14 protein-coding genes are annotated in these 17,292 nt (G+C 71.8%); 4 read left to right on the plus strand and 10 right to left on the minus strand.

The genetic code is table 11. The annotated features are described in order from the left end of the window. Positions 1–342: 342 nt before the first annotated feature. Positions 343–819, minus strand: coding sequence for an ATP-binding protein (locus Q8791_RS18085; RefSeq protein WP_330092902.1), 477 nt, complete (start codon positions 817–819; stop codon positions 343–345). A gap of 251 nt (positions 820–1,070) precedes the next feature. Further along, complete coding sequence (gene purS, locus Q8791_RS18090; RefSeq protein ID WP_330092903.1) at positions 1,071–1,316, minus strand: phosphoribosylformylglycinamidine synthase subunit PurS; 246 nt, start codon at positions 1,314–1,316, stop codon at positions 1,071–1,073. Positions 1,317–1,607: 291 nt separating this feature from the next. Here purS and Q8791_RS18095 point away from each other — a divergent pair, with 291 nt between their 5' ends. The 4 genes from Q8791_RS18095 (at position 1,608) to Q8791_RS18110 (ending at position 6,626) form a co-directional block, all read left to right on the plus strand. Further along, on the plus strand, positions 1,608–2,231 hold the full coding sequence (locus Q8791_RS18095) for a sigma-70 family RNA polymerase sigma factor (protein ID WP_330092904.1): 624 nt from the start codon (positions 1,608–1,610) through the stop codon (positions 2,229–2,231). 869 nt (positions 2,232–3,100) lie between these two features. Continuing rightward, entirely contained in the window at positions 3,101–4,216 is a 1,116-nt protein-coding gene (gene pdhA, locus Q8791_RS18100; protein WP_330092905.1) for a pyruvate dehydrogenase (acetyl-transferring) E1 component subunit alpha, read from the plus strand. A 3-nt stretch (positions 4,217–4,219) separates the two neighbouring features. Further along, entirely contained in the window at positions 4,220–5,200 is a 981-nt protein-coding gene (locus tag Q8791_RS18105) for an alpha-ketoacid dehydrogenase subunit beta (protein WP_330092906.1), read from the plus strand. A gap of 22 nt (positions 5,201–5,222) precedes the next feature. After that, a complete protein-coding gene (locus Q8791_RS18110) occupies positions 5,223–6,626 on the plus strand; it encodes a dihydrolipoamide acetyltransferase family protein (RefSeq protein ID WP_330092907.1) in 1,404 nt (467 codons plus the stop codon). 240 nt (positions 6,627–6,866) lie between these two features. On the opposite strand, the gene Q8791_RS18115 is transcribed toward Q8791_RS18110, so the two are convergent. From Q8791_RS18115 to Q8791_RS18150, 8 genes are all read right to left on the minus strand, one after another. Further along, on the minus strand, positions 6,867–8,783 hold the full coding sequence (locus Q8791_RS18115; RefSeq protein ID WP_330092908.1) for a serine hydrolase domain-containing protein: 1,917 nt from the start codon (positions 8,781–8,783) through the stop codon (positions 6,867–6,869). Positions 8,784–9,075: 292 nt separating this feature from the next. Next, positions 9,076–10,005 carry an AEC family transporter gene (locus tag Q8791_RS18120; protein WP_330092909.1) on the minus strand — a complete coding sequence of 310 codons (930 nt, stop codon included), beginning with the start codon at positions 10,003–10,005 and terminating at the stop codon, positions 9,076–9,078. Positions 10,006–10,151: 146 nt separating this feature from the next. Then, complete coding sequence (locus tag Q8791_RS18125; RefSeq protein ID WP_330092910.1) at positions 10,152–12,680, minus strand: serine/threonine protein kinase; 2,529 nt, start codon at positions 12,678–12,680, stop codon at positions 10,152–10,154. 104 nt (positions 12,681–12,784) lie between these two features. Next, the gene (locus Q8791_RS18130) at positions 12,785–13,132 is read right to left on the minus strand and encodes a hypothetical protein (RefSeq protein WP_330092911.1); all 348 of its coding nucleotides are present in this window, start codon (positions 13,130–13,132) and stop codon (positions 12,785–12,787) included. Between the two features lie 14 nt (positions 13,133–13,146). Then, on the minus strand, positions 13,147–13,440 hold the full coding sequence (locus tag Q8791_RS18135; RefSeq protein ID WP_330092912.1) for a WXG100 family type VII secretion target: 294 nt from the start codon (positions 13,438–13,440) through the stop codon (positions 13,147–13,149). Between the two features lie 46 nt (positions 13,441–13,486). Next, complete coding sequence (locus Q8791_RS18140; protein WP_330092913.1) at positions 13,487–13,822, minus strand: hypothetical protein; 336 nt, start codon at positions 13,820–13,822, stop codon at positions 13,487–13,489. Positions 13,823–14,144: 322 nt separating this feature from the next. Continuing rightward, positions 14,145–14,738: a hypothetical protein gene (locus Q8791_RS18145; RefSeq protein WP_330092914.1), complete on the minus strand. Its 594-nt coding sequence runs from the start codon at positions 14,736–14,738 to the stop codon at positions 14,145–14,147. After that, entirely contained in the window at positions 14,735–17,260 is a 2,526-nt protein-coding gene (locus Q8791_RS18150; RefSeq protein ID WP_330092915.1) for a TPR repeat region-containing protein, read from the minus strand. The genes Q8791_RS18145 and Q8791_RS18150 overlap by 4 nt, the downstream gene beginning before the upstream one ends. Between the last annotated feature and the right edge of the window lie 32 nt (positions 17,261–17,292).

Consider the following 17,292-nt stretch of genomic DNA (forward strand, 5'->3'; position numbering starts at 1 on the left):
GCGAGGAGATGCCGGTGCCTGGCCCCGCCAACCGGGACGGGGGCTTCCGCACTCCGCAGCGTACCCGCTCACCTGTGCTCGGGTACTACGGTCACCCCCTCCGGGGGCCCTCGTCCTGTGTGATCCTCCCAGTCGGACCCCGTTCGGCGGGGGTTCGCGTGTGCGACCCCACAGGAGCCGGGCTCCGTGCGGTGGTGGGAGAGGCGTCGTCCGGCGGTCGCGGTCGCGGTGACGCGGGGATCGGGAAGCGTGCCGTCCGCATGGCGTACGACACATCCGGAGGGGGCGGGGGACGCGGACGCGCACCTGCCCCGCGCGGACGGTGCGCGGGGTACGGCCGGCTCAGAGCAGTACGTAGCTCGGCTCAGGGGCGCGGCCGACCGCCGCCGGGGACTCCCCGTCGCACAGGGCGACCTGCTTGCGCAGCATCACCGTCGTGCGCGGCTCCCCCTCGAAGGCGACCTCGTCCATCAGGTACCGCATCAGCAGGATGCCCCGGCCGGATTCCGAGTCCAGGCCCGGGAGGGGCGTGTGGTCCGTGGTGAAGCGTCGGGCGACGGCCTCGGGGTCCGGCGCCGTTCCGGTGTGGGACACCCGCAGTTCGCACCAGCGTCCGCCGAGGTCGGCCTCGACGACGTAGTCGCGGGCGGGACCGCCGTGGTCGATCGCGTTGGCGCTGGCCTCGGAAACGGCCAGAAGGACGTCGTCGGCGCAGCTGCCGCAGAGCCCGGCTCTGTGGAGAAGCGTGCCGAGAACGTCGCGCACCACGGAGACCGTGTACGCCTGCCTTGGCAGGGAGATCGAGAAAACGGTGTCCATCCGTAAGCCTCTCGTGCTCCGTTGTCGTGGTCAGCCCGGCACGGTAAAGAACCTTCCCGAGGGTGGCCGGGGTAAAACGAACAGCCGCGCCCCCTGGGGACGCGGCTGGTGGTATCCAGACACTTCCGACACTCTGGACACTCAGGTCCTGGTCGGTGCCACCCTTTTTCCGAGGTCGGGGCCGGTCTCCGGTGTGACACCGGTGTCCGGTGTGCCGGATCTCACGGCGGGCCCGTTCGGAGCGGTCGGCGTCAGGCCTCGACGTGGACCCGGAAGTCCTCGATGACGGTGTTCGCGAGGAGCGTCTCGGCCAGGCGGCGGACGTCCGCGATCTTGGCGTCGTCCACCTCGCCCTCGACCTCGACCTCGAAGCGCTTGCCCTGGCGGACCTGGCCGATCCCCTCGAAGCCCAGACGGGGGCAGGCCCCGGCGATCGCCTGGCCCTGGGGGTCCAGGATCTCGGGCTTGAGCATGACGTCCACAACGACGCGGGCCACAGGGTCCTCCACAAGGAAACGGTTGTGCCGCATGTGCCTGCGGCTGGCGGGCCACACTCCCCGGACGGGCCGGAGGGGGCGACGCAAGCGTACGGCACGCGCGAGCGGGTATGGCTCCGGACCAGGTTCTGACCAGGCGGCACGCCGGGCTTTTACCGCACGTTTAATGGTGCCGGGGACGTTTTCGGTACGTTCGTGACTCGTATCACGTGCATCGATGTCATCATCGGGAGCACGTGGTGGCGTCTAACAGTGTGGAAGTGATCGTCCGGTCGTCACGGAGGGGGAATCTTGACGACTATCGAAATGGACCAGGCCTCCACGACCGGTGGCCCCGAGAGCGAAGAGAAGACACTGGACTTCGCCACCGAGGTGACACCGTTCGCCGACCAGCTCTACCCCACGGCCCTGCGGATGACCCGCAACCCGGCCGACGCCGAGGACCTCGTGCAGGAGACCTTCGCCAAGGCGTTCGCCAATTTTCACCAGTTCCGTGCGGGTACGAATCTGCGTGCCTGGCTGTACCGCATCTTGACCAACACCTTCATCAACAGCTACCGCAAGAAGCAGCGCGAGCCGCGCCAGGACACCACCGACGAGATCAAGGACTGGCAGCTGGCGGCCGCCGAGGCGCACACCTCGTCCGGCATGCGGTCCGCCGAGAACGAGGTCCTGGACCACCTGCCCGACTCCGACATCAAGCAGGCTCTCGCCCGCCTGCCGGAGGAGTTCCAGGAGGTCATCTACCTCGTCGACATCGAGGGCTACGCCTACAAGGAGGTGGCCGAGCGCATGGGGACCCCGCTGGGGACGGTGATGTCCCGCCTGCACCGCGCCCGCCGCCAGCTCCGCGAGATGCTCTCCGACTACGCCCGTGACCGCGGCATGCGCGTTCCGGCGCAGCCCGCGGGCTAGGTCGTGTTTTTGAATCCTTCCGGGCTCGCGCCCGCCGGGCTTCCTCTCGCCGCGCCTCCGCGCCGGTGAGGCACGGCCGGGCCGAACATCGCACCTCGTTCCGCGGGAGACCGCCCGCCGACCCGGAAGCCCTCTGAGAAACACGCCCCGGGCCACCACACCGGTGGCCCCGTCCCGGGCGGGCAGGCCCGCCCCGAGACCGTTTCGGTCCCCCGTCTCCGGCCCCCGTGGCCGGACCCGGACGCTCGGCGCCGCAGGTGTCCCGCCGGGCGACCCGAACCGATCCGGCGCCCCGTCACAGACCGGCGCGGGACCGCGAACCCGCCGTCCACCGCGGCGTCCCCGTCCCCGCCGCGGACTCCCGCGGCGATCCCGCCTCCGAGCGGCACAGGACCCGGAGGCCGCGCCGCCCTCACCCGACCGCGGACGCCCCGCACGCCTCGCCCGACCCGTGAGCAGCCCCGACCCCTGACGCGTCCCCGCCACGCGCGCCCGACGCGTCCCGATCCGTGTTCCGAGATCCGGCACGGTCCAGGCCTCTCGTGCCCCTCCCGTCGACACGCCCGGACGGCCCCTCGCCGAGGGGCCGTCCGGGCGTCGTGCTCTCCGCTCCGACAAGCGGCCACAAAGTTGTTGGAAGGCCTTGTACATGCTAGGAAGCCCTGGTAATCGGGCTGCCGCGCCGTCGTGGATCATGGGGCTCACAGCGTAAAAGGTGACGCTGAGGGCTTGCGCTCTCCATAGTGAGGTCTGTCACGATATGGGGAGGGCTGTCCGCCCTCACCCACCACCCCCGGGTAGGGCGGACCGTGAAACGGCCGATCAGCGTTCACCCACGCGAATTCGGCCCCGAGAACCCGAGGAGCGACGTGTCGGACACCACCGCGCACGAGGAACCGGAGCTCATCCAGCTCCTGACACCGGAAGGGGAGCTCACGGGGCACCCCGACTACCCCCTGGAGATCAGCGCGGAGGAGGTCCGCGCGCTCTACCGAGACCTCGTACTCGTACGCAGGGTCGACAGCGAGGCCGTCTCCCTGCAACGCCAGGGCGAACTGGGCCTGTGGGCCTCACTGCTCGGCCAGGAGGCCGCGCAGATCGGATCCGGCCGCGCGCTCCACGAGAACGACATGGCGTTCCCCTCCTACCGGGAGCACGGAGTCGCCTGGTGCCGGGGCATCGAGCCCAAGGAACTGCTCGGCATGTTCCGCGGCGTCACCAACGGCGGCTGGGACCCCCACGAGCACGGCTTCCACCTGTACACGATCGTCATCGGCAGCCAGGCGCTGCACGCGACCGGCTACGCCATGGGCGTCCAGCGCGACGGCGCCGTCGGCGAGAACGGCACCGCCGTCATCTCCTACTTCGGCGACGGGGCCACCAGCCAGGGCGACACCAACGAGGCGTTCAACTTCGCCTCCGTGAACAACGCCCCGGTCGTGTTCTTCTGCCAGAACAACCAGTGGGCGATCTCCGAGCCGCTGGAGCGCCAGTCCCGCGTGCCCATCTACCGGCGCGCCGCCGGGTTCGGCTTCCCGGGCATGCGCGTGGACGGCAACGACGTCCTCGCCGTCCTGGCCGTCACCCGCGCCGCCCTCGACAACGCCCGCGAGGGCAACGGCCCCACGCTGGTCGAGGCGTTCACCTACCGGATGGGCGCCCACACCACCAACGACGACCCCAGCCGGTACCGCGCCTCCGCCGAACTGGACGAGTGGAAGGCCAAGGACCCGATCCTGCGGGTCCGCCGCTACCTGGAGAAGAACGCCCTCGCCGACGAGGAGTTCTTCGCCTCCGTCGACGCCGAGGCCGAGGCGATCGGGGAGCAGGTGCGCACCGAGTGCCGTGCCCTGCCCGACCCGGAACCGCTCGACATCTTCCACGAGGTGTACGCCGAGCCCAACGTCCACATCGACCGGCAGCGGTCCGAGTTCGCCGACTACCTGGCCTCCTTCGAGGCCGCCGGCGCGGAAGGGGGCCGCTAGGCCATGGGTACCAACCTCACGATCGGCAAGGCCATCAACGCCGGCCTGCGCGCGTCCATGGAGCACGACTCCAAGGTCCTCGTCATGGGCGAGGACGTCGGCAGGCTCGGCGGTGTCTTCCGGGTCACCGACGGCCTCTACAAGGACTTCGGCGCCGACCGGGTCATCGACACCCCGCTCGCCGAGTCCGGCATCGTCGGCACCGCGATCGGCCTGGCCATGCGCGGCTACCGCCCCGTGGTCGAGATCCAGTTCGACGGTTTCTTCTTCCCGGCCGCGAACCAGACCTTCACGCAGCTGGCCAAGATGCGCAGGCGTTCGGCGGGCAAGCTCAGCATGCCCGTGGTCATGCGCATCCCCTACGGCGGCGGCATCGGCGCCGTCGAACACCACAGCGAGTCCCCGGAGGCGTACTTCACGCACACCTCCGGCCTGCGCGTGGTCTCGGTCGCCAACCCCGAGGACGCCTACTGGATGATCCAGCAGGCCGTCCGCTCCGACGACCCGGTCATCTTCCTGGAGCCCAAGCGGCGCTACTACGAGAAGTCCGAGGTCGACACCGGGATCCCCCTCGCCGAGGCCACCCCCATGGGAGCCGCGCGCGTGGCCCGTCCCGGCACCGACGTGACCCTGCTCGCCTACGGCCCCATGGTCAAGACCGCGCTCCAGGCGGCCGACGCCGACGACGAGCACTCCATCGAGGTCATCGACCTGCGCTCCCTGTCCCCGGTGGACTACCCGACCATCGTCGAGTCGGTCCGCCGGACCGGGCGCCTGGTCGTCGCCCACGAGGCCGTCCTCACCGGGGGCCCCGGCGCGGAGATCGCCGCCCGGGTCACCGAGGAGTGCTTCTACCACCTGGAATCGCCGGTCATCCGTGTTGCCGCCTTCGACACCCCGTACCCGCAGTCGCGTCTGGAGGAGTACTACCTTCCGGACCTTGATCGGGTTCTGGACGGTGTTGACCGGGCGTTCGCGTACTAGGGGATCGGGGAAACCGAAGCACATGGCGATTCAGAAGAGTGCGCCCGCCGTCAACGGCGTGCAGTCGTTCAGGCTGCCCGACGTCGGCGAGGGGCTGATCGAAGCCGAACTCCTCACCTGGTACGTCAAGCCGGGTGACGAGATCAAGGTCAACCAGATGATCTGCGAGATCGAGACCGCCAAGGCGGTCGTCGAGCTCCCGAGCCCGTACGCGGGCACGGTGAGGGAGCTCCTGGCCGAGGAGGGCCAGACGGTGGACGTCGGCGCGGTGATCATCACCGTGGACGACGGCACCGGCGGCTCCTCGTCCGACAGCGGCTCCGCCGCCGCTGCCGAGGAGGACACGGAGGAGCGGGAGAAGCCGCTGGTCGGCTACGGCGAGAAGGCGGCCTCCACCCAGCGCCGCGCCCGCCGACGCCCCGCGCCGTCCGCCCCGGCGTCCCCGCCCGTGCCGCCGCAGCCCGCGACACCCGCGCCGGCCGTGGTCGCGGTCCCCGCGGCTCCGGCCCCGGCGTCCGGACCGGCGGGTCGGCCGCTGGCCAAGCCCCCGGTGCGCAAGCTCGCCAAGGACCTCGGAGTGGACCTGGCGGCCGTCGCCCCCACGGGGGACGGCGGGATCGTCACCCGCGACGACGTCCACGCCGCGGCCGAGGCCGTCCTCGCCCCGGAACGGACGGGGACGGAACCGGGGGCCGCGCAGCCGGTCGCCGTGGACCGGACCGCCCGCGAGCGGCGCATCCCCGTCAAGGGGGTGCGCAAGCACACGGCGGCGGCGATGGTCGGCAGCGCCTTCACGGCGCCGCACGTCACCGAGTTCCTCCAGGTGGACGTCACGAAGACGATGAAGGCGGTCGCGCGGCTGCGGGCCCGGCCCGACTTCGCCGACGTGCGGGTGTCCCCGCTGCTGCTGATCGCCAAGGCCCTGCTCATGGCGGTCCGGCGCCACCCGGAGATCAACGCGACCTGGGACGGCGACAACCAGGAGATCGTGGTCAAGAACTACGTGAACCTGGGGATCGCGGCCGCCACCGAACGCGGTCTCGTGGTGCCCAACGTCAAGGACGCCGACGCCATGACCCTGCCGGAACTCGCGGCGGGGCTCAAGCAACTGACGGAGACGGCGCGGGCGGGCAAGACCTCCCCGGCCGACATGTCCGGCGGCACCATCACCATCACCAACGTCGGCGTGTTCGGCGTGGACGCGGGCACCCCGATCCTCAACCCGGGCGAGGCCGCGATCCTCGCCTTCGGGCAGATCAGGGACATGCCGTGGGTGCACAAGGGTCAGCTGAAGATCCGCAAGGTCACGACGCTGTCCCTGTCCTTCGACCACCGGCTGGTCGACGGTGAGCTGGGGTCCAAGGTGCTGCGTGACATCGGCACCGCGCTGGAGGACCCGGAACTGACCGCGCTGGCCTGGGGCTAGGACCCCGGGGCGGTCCGGTGTCCGCGGCACGGGGCCGAGGGCGGACGGAGACCCGGGGTGACGCGGTGGAGGTGAGGGGCCGGTGCCCGAAGGCACCGGCCCCTTCCCGTGCAAGGGGCGGGGGACGGACCCCCACCGGGCAGGTGTTCCCCCGGGCGGCCCGCCGGCATGTGGGGGCGCGGCCTCCGGGAACCACGGCGCCCCGCCCGCCGGGACGGCGGACGGGGCGGGCGCCGACCGTCAGGACAGGCCCCACACGAAGCCGTACTGGGCGCCCACCAGGAGGAAGACGGCGGCGGCCGCGACCACCAGCGAGAGGTGGACCCGCCCGGCCGCGGTGAGCCGCCCCCGCACCCAGGCGGACACGGCCACGGCGGCGGTGGCGACGGTCAGGGGGACGGCGACGGCCAGGGGCGCGGTCAGCAGGAGGGATCCGCCGAGGATCCACTCCTCCAGCTTGCTGGTCTCGACGAACATCCCGTACGCCAGCACCCCGACGGCGACGTAGCAGGCCAGCGCCGTCAGCGAGCCCAGCACGCGGGCGACGACGGTGAACCGGTCGCGGGCCCGGCTGAACTGGACGAACGCGGTGAACAGGATCAGCAGGGAGGCCGCGGCGGCCACACCGTGCACGAGGGGGTTGTCGAGGAACGCGGTCCGCTCGGAGACCTGGGTGGGGTTGGAGTCGGTGGCGAGGGCGACGACCTCGCCGTCCTCCTCCAGGAAGACCAGCTCGTCCTCGCCGTTCTCGGCGACGAAGCGGCCGTCCCCGGCGGGGAGCCAGCGGTCGTCGAGGGCCATCCCGCCGTTGATCGAGAGCGAGCCGTCGCCGGCGTCCCGCACGACCATGGTGCCGAGGAGGACGCTGAGCTGAGCGGGGCCGCTCCCGGCGCGCCGGCTGCTGATGTAGCTGCCGGCGTAGGCGCCGAGGTCGGCGGCGGGGTCGGCCTCGCCGGTCGGCGGGTCCTGCGGGTCGAACGTCTCGGAGAAAGCGCTCGCCACCTCCATGCGCAGGTCCTTCATCGGGTTGGCCTGCGCCTCCGGGGCGGTGTCGGCGCCGTTGACCGCGACGAACACGCCCGCGTCGATGGCGGGGATCAGCGTGTAGGCGGTGTGCATGCCCACGAGGTCGCCGCCGTGGCCGATGACGGGGGAGTCCCCGCCGCGCCACTGGTAGGTCCCGTAGCCGACCGACGTCAGGTCGGGGTGGACCTCGAACTGCCGGTCCGTCATCAGGGCGGGGACGCTCGCCGGCAGGACCCGCTCGCCGTCGAGCTCGCCGCCGCCGAGCAGGGCCAGCATGAATCTCGCCATGTCGTCGGTCGTGGCGAGGGCGGCGCCGGCCGGGGTCGCGGACACGTGCAGGTCCCCGGCGACCGAGCCGTCGGCCAGGTGGAACGTCGGCAGGTCGAACGTCTCCCGGGCCTCGTGGACCTGGACGAACCCGCTGCCCTCCATGCCGAGCGGGGCGAGCACGGCCTGCTCCACGAACTCGTCGAAGGGCACCCCGCTCACCTCCTGGGCGATGAACCCGGCCAGCCCCGACCCGTGGTTGGAGTAGCCGGGGAACCGGCCGGGCTCGTGGAGCGACTCCGGGTCGCTCGTACGGACGACCTCGTCCAGTGTGAGGTGGGCGGCGGTGTCGTCCGCGGGCGGGATGTCGACCAGTTCCTCGAACCCCGCGGTGTGGGTGAGCAGGTGGTGCATGGTGATGCCGTCGGTGGAGAGCTGCGCGTCCCCGGGCAGGTAGGTGTTGACGTCCTCGTCGAGGTCGATCTCCCCGCTGTCCACCAGGGTGAGGACCGCCGCGGCCGTCAGGGACTTGGAGACCGAGGCCAGGGGGAACGTCTGGGCGGTGTGGTCGAGGGGGGTCCGCTCCGCCAGGTCGGAGTAGCCGTGGGAGGCGGAGGCCAGCTGCTCGCCGCCGCCGACGACGGTGACGGCCACCCCGGGCGCCCCGTGCTCCTCCAGGAGTTCGGCGACGCGGGTGTCGACGAACTCCTGTGCGCTCTCGGGGGTCAGCGGGACGGGTTCGGCCGCGGGGGCGCCCGGCGCGGCGCCGCTCGCGGCGGCGGCGGGGACCGCTCCGGGAAGGAGCGCGGCGGCGATCAACAGGGGTGCGGCCAGCAGCGGCAGGGCGCGGGGGACGTGGTGCATGTGGGCTCCAGAGAGGTGGTCTTCCTACACCTCGAACCTAGGGATCAGGGGCCCCGCGAACACTGGTACGGCCGGGCGTCCCGGTACTACAGCCAGCACCACCACGCGGTGTCCACAGGCGCCGGCGGGACCCTCGGGGCCGGTCGCGGCGGGGCCCCGCACGCGGGCACGGTCCGCACGCGGCGCTCGACGGGGAGGTGGCCGCCGGTCTCCGAGAGGGGGTCACGCGACGCGGCCCGGCCGGCCCCGCCGGGGGAGGGGCCGTTCCCGTGCCGCCCGCCGGGGCCGGGCGTCATCCGAGCAGGAACGCGACCGTGAACAGGACCGGGACGGTGAGGAAGGTGGACAGCAGCACCACCTCGCGCACCATGTTCTCGCCGACCTGGTACTGGACGGAGTACGTGAACACGTTCTGCGCGGTGGGCAGGGACGCCAGCACCACCACCGCGAACAGGGACGGCCCGGTCAGCCCGAACGCCAGGGAGCCCAGCGCCCACGCGGTCAGTGGCAGGACCACGGACTTCAGGACCACGCCGAACAGGACCTTCCCCCGGTCCGGGCCCCGCCCGGGCATGCCGCCGCCGTGCAGGGAGATCCCGAACGCCAGCAGCATCGCCGGGACCGCCATGCCGCCGAGAAGCTCGAAGGGCTCCATCAGGGGAGCGGGCGGCTCCCAGCCGGACAGGGACAGCAGCACGCCCGCGAGGGAGGCGATCACCACCGGGTTCCGGAAGGGGGTGCCGAGCGCCCGGCGGAGCACCGGACCGAACCCGCGCACCTCGCCCCGGCTGAGGTCCATGACGGTGAGCGCCACCGGGGCCAGGAAGAGGAGCTGCATGAGCAGGATGGGCGCGACCAGCGAGGCGTCGTCGAGGACGTACGCGGCGATGGGGATGCCCAGGTTGCCCGCGTTGACGTAGACGGCTGCCAGGGCGCCCACGGTGGTCCGGCCGACTCCCCAGCGCCGCACCGCGCCCACGGCGATGAAGAGGGCGGCCACCAGGGCGACGCTGAGCGCGCTGACCAGGACCGGTCCGGACGCGAGGAGGGACAGGTCGGTGTCGGCCAGGATGGTGAACATCAGCGCGGGCCCGGCCACGAAGAAGGCCAGCTTGCTGAGAACCTCCTTGGCCCCGGGGCCAAGGATGGGCAGGCGACCCAGCATGTAGCCGATGACGACGATGCTGGCGATGACGCCGAACCCGATGATGACCCCGGACAAGGGACGGCCCCCAGAGTAGACGTGCGGCTGAAGTCAGCAAACGCTATCTGAGGACGGTGTGCCCCGGTATGCCCCCGGTCACAGAGGGGTGACCGGGGAGGCGTCCCCGGGGCGTCGGCCTCGCGTCCCCGACCGGTGCGGAGGGGTCACTCGGCGGCGTCGGGGCTGGGCGAGGGCGACGGATCGGCCTCCTCCGCCTCCCGCTCTTCCTCCTCCTCGCGCTGACGCTCCTCCTCTTCCTCCTCCAGGCGGTCGGCCTCCGCCTGGTCGGCCGCGCGGGTCGTGCACACCTCGTCGGCGGGAGCGGACGCACCGTCCACGGCGACGACCGTGAAGCAGTACTCGACGGCGGTGTTGGCCGTGACGACCTGCGCCGACACCACACCCGGGCCGGTCCGGGCCAGGGTGGCCGGGGGATGGTCCCGGGGGCCGCCCAGAACGAAGAACGACGCGGTGCCGCCGCTGTTGTCCGTCCAGTTCAGCTCGACCGAGCCGTAGTTGTCGGAGAGCAGGACCTGGGACGGGGCGGAGACCTCGGGCGGCGCCTCGGGGGCGACCGTCTCGCCGGCGGGGCCGTCCGCGGCCGGGGCCTCCGGTTCGGGCTCCTCGGCGGCGGCCGTCACCACGGGCTCCTCGGGGCCGGTCGCGGCGAACACACCGGAGACGCTGGTGGCGAGCAGGATGCCGCAGACGGTGACGCCGATGTGGAGGTGGCGGCGCCAGCGGGCCTGGTTCTGGTGGCCGTCGGGCACGGGGCTCCACTCGGGGACCTCGTCCTTCTCGGCCGGGCCCTCGTCCACGGGGAGGAACGACGACTCGGCGGTGCCGGACCACCCCTCCAACCGGGACCAGGCGCGCAGCGGGGAGATCTCCTCGCCGCGCATCTTGGCCATCATGATCTCGGCCGTGCCGCCCGCGTCGAGGGCGGGGAGCCTGCTCCCCTCCAGGCCGGTGGGGCGGCGCAGGCGCTCCCGCCGCTCGGGGCCCGCGGGCAGGTCCTGAGGGGGAGCCTGCGGGCCGCCCGGGGGGTGGACGCCGTCGCGGGGAACCCCGAGCAGGCCCGTCGTCGGAGGAGGGCCGACGGGAGGAGCCTGCGGGCCGGTCTCGGGCGGTGCCGCTGCTGCGTGCGGCGCGGGTGGTCCACCGGGGAACCAGGAGGTCTCCGGCGGGGCCTGGGGGCCGCTGGGTGTGTGGGTCGTCCGTGGCACGCCAGGCGGGATCTGGGGTCCGCTGGGTGTGTGGGGGCCCAGGGGCACCTGGGGTCCCGAGGGCATGTGGGGGCCCAGGGGCACCTGGGGTCCGCTGGGTGCGTGAGGTGAGTAGGTGGTCTGTGGCACGCCCGGCGGCACCTGGGGGCCGGAGGGCATGTGGGGGCCCGGAGCCTGGGGTCCACTGGGTACGTGGGCCTGGGGCGTCTGTGGCACGACCGGTGGGACCTGGGGGCCCGAGGGAGCGGGCGGCGCGTGGGTGCCAAACGGGACCTGTGGCCCGGACGGCGCAGCCGGGGGCTTCCACGTGCCCGAGGGCACGGAGTAGGGGTTCTGCGCCCCGGTGGGCACGGGGTGGGAGGTGCGCGGGCCCGTGGTGGAGGCCGCGGGCGCGTTCGGCCCGGTCGGTGGGGCCTGCGGGAGCCCCTGGCCTGTGTGGGGGGCCTCCGGGCCGCCCACCGGCGCCTCCGGATCCGTGGGCGCCGGTGCGTGCGAGGTCTGGGGGCCGCTGGGGAACCACTGCGCGGCCGGGGCGGCCTGCGGCCCCGGCGGGGGGACCTGGGGTCCGGTCGCCGGGGCGGACGTCCCGCCCATCGGCGGCTGCGCCCCGGAGAGGGGGGCCTGCCCGCCGGTGGAACCGGGGGCGGGCGCGGAGGGCCGGGCCGTGCGCGCCTGCTCGAACGCCGTGGCGAACGCCGCCGCGGTCTGGAAGCGCTCCTCCGGGAGCTTGGACAGCGCGCGGGTGAGCACACCGCGCAGCTTGCGGGAGACGTCCGGCCGCGGAACCGGCCTCGGCTCCTCCGAGAGCGCCCGCTCCGCGTACGCCCGCGCGTCGAACGGGCCGCCGTCGGTCGGCGAGAACGGCGCGTGTCCGGCGAGCATCGTCCAGACGGTGGAGGCCAGCTGGTAGACGTCGGTCGCGGGCGTGCGCACCTCGCCGCGCAGGGCCTCCGGCGCCGCGTGCAGGAACGCCTCCGTGCCGGGGGCGGGCGGGGGCAGGGCCTCACCGGACCGCCGGACGGAACCGAAACCGGTGAGGACCGGTGTCCGTCCGGCCCGCAGGATGTTCCCCGGGCAGACGTCGTTGTGCAGCAGTCCCCGCCCGTGCATCGACCCCAGCGCCGCCGCCGCGCTCCGTGCGACGGCCGCGGCCTCCTGCACCGGCGCGGGACCCTTGCGGACGAGCATGTCGCCGAAGGAGCCGTCCGCGTAGAACGGCAGGACCACGAACAGTTCGCCGTCGGCGGTCGTCCCCGCGTCCAGCAGGGGCACCACACCGGGCACCCCGGCGAGGTCGCGCAGCTGGTTCAGCTCGGCGCGGCCCAGGGCCTCGGGGAGGACCTTGAGGACGACGTCGGCACCGCTGGTGGAGCGCGTCGCACGGATGATCCGGGCGCGCCGCCCCTGGTGGAGCAGTGCGGAGGTGTCGTACCCGGGCGCCCAGGGGGCGTTCTCGGAGCCGGACACGGGAGAGCGACCCCCTTGTGGCGTTCGTGGTGGAGGATTCCCCGCCCGTCGGGTGGCGGGGGAGTGTGGGACCCGTCGGCACCGGTGTCACGGGTGCCACGGGATCAGGGGGTGTCGGTGAGGGGGCTCTGGATCATCTGCTGACGGGTGGTGTTCCCCCACCCGCGTTCCTCGTTGACCTCCTGCTGTCTGCCGAAGGCCCCGATGAGGGCGATGACCCCGCAGATCAGCGCGACCAGGATCAGGCCGCCGATCACCGCGGGCCACACCTGCTGCCTCCGGCGCCAGTAGCGGCTCGAACCGTACAGCAGCGCCGACCGCAGCTGCCGGTGCCGCAGGGCGTCCGCCTGGAGGACGTACTTCTCCTCGTTGGGCGTGTAGTGGAACGCCTCGGGGAGCTGCGGGTCCGGGTCGGGGGAGGCCGGCGGGGACGTCGGGGGCGGGGTGGACATCGCCGGTCAGCCTACTAGAACAGACCGTCGAGGTACTTGGTCAGCCTTCCGTAGTTGTCCGCGGTGTTGCTGGTCGCCGCGATCACCTTCGCGAAGGCGGAGTTGACCTCGGAGAACTGGGTGTCGAACTCGGACGCCTTGGCCTGGAACTGGGAGCTGCCGGAGCCCTCCCACTGGCTGACCGTCGACTCCGACTGCTCGTTGATCTGGCTCATGATCGCGGAGAAGCGGCCGAGGTGGGCCTGCTGGTCCTCGGCCAGGCCCTGGAGACCGGCGACATCGCCGTACACGTCGAACTGGGAACCCATGGGGGAACGCCTTTCTTGGGGGAACGCGGGGAAAGGGGGGAGGCGGTCAGACGTTGACCGGGCGGCTGAGACCGCCGAGGTCGTTCCCGGCCTGCGAGTACTCGGCGCCGGAGTCCGTGTCGGTGACGTTGAACTCCTGCTGGCCCTCGTTGAGCTTGATGCCGTTCTGGCTGCACCAGGACATGAGCTCGTCGAAGCGCTCGGTCAGCTGCTCACGGGCCATACGGAAGTCGTTGAGCGCCTGCCCCTGGAGGGAGTCGGCGTCGTTGACCATGTCCTGGATGAGCTGGTTCATCTGGGTGCGGAGACCGTCGGACTCCTGCCCGAGCTGCTCACCGCCGGTGGAGAGGCTGTTGACGTTTTCAAGACCGACGTGCGACATCTGGACCTTTCCGGAAAGTCGGATGGGGCTCGCCCCTCGGGGGCCGTGTTCACATGGGGATGCCTGTGGCCACAGTGAGAAGGGGAGAATACGGACGATAGTAAGGATCTCACCTCTCGGTCAACGGAGGTGCGTGTCTTGTGACATCGGGCGACGGCCACCGACGACGCAGGCGTTCGGTCGGACGGCCCCGGGGCGGCATCGGACCACCCTGCACAGGTGTTCCCCCGCAGCTCCGGGACGGTCACACGCCGGGGGCCGGGCGCGGACCCCGCCGCGGTTGGCCGCTTCCGGCCACGTGAAGCAGGAGGCCCGGGCGTTGTCAGTCGATCGCCCCGGTGCCGCAGTCGACGTAGCCGGCGATGCTCTCCCGGTACTCCTCCCGCGTGTCGAAGGCCTCCTGGTAGGTGTCCATGTAGGTGTGCACGAAATCGCGGCCGACGACCTCGCCGCCGCACCAGGTGACCTCGTTCTCCCAGAGGAGGGCGTCCATGGCGTCGTCGACGCTGCCGCGCCGAACCCCCTCCTCCCCGAGATGGTCCGCGACGGTCCACGCCGCGGGGTCGGTTTCCACCCGGTACCCGTGGCCGTCGTCGACCACCGCCCCGCCCTCCAGGAGGGCGCTCCTGGCGTCCTCCGTGGCGCTCCCGACGATCTCGGCAGGGTCCTCCTCGGTGAGCATCCTCTCCAGGACGAGGATCCTGACCTGCTGCCGGACCCACTCCGCGTCGGGGGGCGTCGAGGCGCCCGCCCCGGGAGAGGGCTCCTCCGGGCCCTCCGGCCCCGAGCCGTCGTCCCGCCCCGTGAGGAGGAACAGGCACACGGCCGCGGCCAGCACGGCGGCGGCTCCCGCCGCGGCGGGCAGGACGAGCCGCCTCCGGCGTCCCGCGGACGCGCCCCCGGATCCCTCCGTCACTTCCCCTCCTCGCGCTTGCCCTCGGCCTGGATCAGGTCGTAACGGGTGTTGTACGGACCCGAGAACTCGTTGTAGAAGACGTTCCCGTTGTCCTGCTCCCTGCTCGACGGGTCGATCTGCGTGCTGTTCAGGGCGCCGTGGAGGGCGTTGACCACGTCGGACCTGCCGCCGCCCGGCTCGTCCGTGACGTCCCACCCGGTGGAGTCGGTCCGGACGGTGACGGAGCCGTCCTCCCCGTAGGAGACCACCCCGTACTCCTCCAGGACGTCGAGGTGCTCCCGGCTCGGAGGGGTCACGATGGAGTCGCTGCCCGAGGACGTGACGTAGTTCAGGAACTCGGCCTGCTGGTTGATCCGGCGGATCTCCTCGTCCTCGTTCCTGGGCACCTTCGGCGTGATCTCGATGTCGGTCTCCACCAGCTGCTGCACGATCGCGTCGGCGCCCAGCCTCAGCCCCGTGTTGATCGCCTTGCCGGCGAGCGGGATCTTCTCCGCCAGGTTCCCTCCCTCCTTCAGCGCGAACGTGTACAGCTGCTCCTTGCGCTCCTGGGCGGCCTCCAGGTCCCCGGTGCGGTCCTCGACCTCCATCTCCAGGCCGAGATCGATGAGGGAGTACAGGCTCGCCGCCCCCGGGGCCGTCAGGTCGGTGTCCCCCGTCCCCAGGTAGAGCTCGATCTGCGCCTGCTCGTAGGCCATGGCGGAGTTGATGGCCCGCGTCGCGCTGTCGTCGTCGCCCATCAGGTACTGCATGTACGCGGCGCGCTCCTGGACGCCGATGTTGAACGCCCGTGTCTGCGGGTTGTAGTCCGTGACACCGGTGAGGAGCGGGTTGCCCTCGGCGGACGACTTGATCTCGCTCGCGGCGAAGCTGAACAGGTAGGAGTCGAAGACGTCGGCGAACCTCTCGGCGACGGCGGAGTTGAACTCGGTGAACGACGCGTCCTCGCTGTCGCCCACGTCCACTCCGGTGTCCGTGAGGGCCTGCTGCATCTCGGGGGTGGTGACCATGCCGATGAACCCCGAGGCGGCCTCGCCCGCCATGTTCCGCACGTCCTCGTCCTCGCTCAGGGAGTCCTCCGAGATCCAGTCGATCAGTCCCGCGGCGGCCTCCCCCTGATCGTGCCACTCGTAGGTGAACAGGCCCTGGACGGCGTCCTGGCGGAACTTCTCGGGGTAGTCCAGGCCGGTCTCCGGCACAGGGGACGGGTGTTCCCCGGTGAGGACGTAGTAGTTGGAGTCCTCGTTGCGGGTGCCCACGTCGGCGAGCACGGCCAGCTCCTCGGACATGACGTAGCCGCCCTCCCCGGCCGAGCCCCAGAAGTAGTTGTAGGAGCCCGCCGACATGGTGAGGTTGGTGGAGAGGGTGTAGCCGCCCCGGAGGTCCTCGTCGGTGTGCCGGAGCAGTTCGGTGAGCGCTTCCACGTCGTCCTTGTAGGTGACCAGGGCGTAGACCGGCTCGTTCGGGTCCGTCCTGAGGAACGGGCCCTCGGCGGCCCTGCGGACGCTCTCGGGGAGCGACTCGTAGCCCCCGCCCAGCTCCGGGTCGGACAGGGCGAGCAGGCCGTCGCCGAGCGTCCCGAGGGCGTGTTCGCGCTCCTCCCCGGTCATGTGGTCGCCCTCCATCCAGCCGGGGACCGAGAGGACGCCCGTGTACGGGCCGCCCTCCATCTCGAGCTGGGAGTAGAACGCCTCCAGGAAGTCGGCCTCCTCGTCCCGCAGTTCGCTGCCGTCGTTCTGGGCGTTGCGGGCGTTGGTGCCGATCATGCTCATGACGAGCATCAGCTCGTGGTAGCGGTCGTCGAGGGGCTTGTCACCCGACCAGTACGGGGCGAGCTCCGACGCCGTCTCCTCCGCGGACTCGGGGGTCAGCTCGAAGTCGGTCTCCATGGACAGGTACTTCTCGGGGTCGAGGTTGGCGTAGGCCATGTTCGCGTAGCCGCCGTCGATGAGCTTCTGGACGTTCTCGCCCGTCGGCCCTCCGAGCAGCATCCCGAGGATCTCCAGGGCGTTCTCCTCGTGCGCGTCCCAGTTGTCCCGCTCGCGCTCCTCGACGTCCTCCAGGTAGCCGCTGAGCTCGTCGTACAGCTCGCGGCACCTCCTGGCGTCGGAGTCGAACCAGTGGTCCGGCGTCGGTGACTGCGCGGTGATCACCGTGCCCCGGTACTCGGCGGGGACCTGGGAGACCTTGGACGCGACCGCCTCGTCCCAGTCGTCCCACATGGCCTCGCGCTTGTCCCAGAAGTCCTTGACGAAGTCCGCCCACATGTCGTTCACGTCGATGGCGAACCTGAGGTTGACCGCGGCGTCCACCCACTGCTGGTAGTTCTCCGAGCCGAGGGCCGTGATGTCCCAGCCGACGATGTCCGTGAAGTGGGTGGCGGCGGAGTCGAAGCCGCCCTCCAGGTCGTCCGCCCTGCCCAGGAGCCGGGCCTCCAGCGTGACGAGGTCTTCGCTCACCGGGCGGATCCGGCTCTCGAACGAATCGATGGAGCGGGGCGAGAAGAACAGCTGGAACGAGGCCATGGTCAGTACACCTAGCGGGGGAGGAAACGGGG

This window comes from Nocardiopsis codii, from assembly GCF_036327455.1.
Classification (GTDB): Bacteria; Actinomycetota; Actinomycetes; order Streptosporangiales; family Streptosporangiaceae; genus Nocardiopsis; species Nocardiopsis codii.

Excerpts from the sequence above, each read along its gene's own strand:
- Q8791_RS18105 (WP_330092906.1), top strand. The coding sequence starts at position 4,220 with ATGGGTACCAACCTCACGATCGGCAAGGCCATCAACGCCGGCCTGCGC.
- Q8791_RS18150 (WP_330092915.1), bottom strand. The coding sequence starts at position 17,260 with ATGGCCTCGTTCCAGCTGTTCTTCTCGCCCCGCTCCATCGATTCGTTC.
- Q8791_RS18110 (WP_330092907.1), top strand. The coding sequence starts at position 5,223 with ATGGCGATTCAGAAGAGTGCGCCCGCCGTCAACGGCGTGCAGTCGTTC.
- Q8791_RS18115 (WP_330092908.1), bottom strand. The coding sequence starts at position 8,783 with ATGCACCACGTCCCCCGCGCCCTGCCGCTGCTGGCCGCACCCCTGTTG.
- Q8791_RS18140 (WP_330092913.1), bottom strand. The coding sequence starts at position 13,822 with ATGTCGCACGTCGGTCTTGAAAACGTCAACAGCCTCTCCACCGGCGGT.
- Q8791_RS18135 (WP_330092912.1), bottom strand. The coding sequence starts at position 13,440 with ATGGGTTCCCAGTTCGACGTGTACGGCGATGTCGCCGGTCTCCAGGGC.
- Q8791_RS18085 (WP_330092902.1), bottom strand. The coding sequence starts at position 819 with ATGGACACCGTTTTCTCGATCTCCCTGCCAAGGCAGGCGTACACGGTC.
- Q8791_RS18130 (WP_330092911.1), bottom strand. The coding sequence starts at position 13,132 with ATGTCCACCCCGCCCCCGACGTCCCCGCCGGCCTCCCCCGACCCGGAC.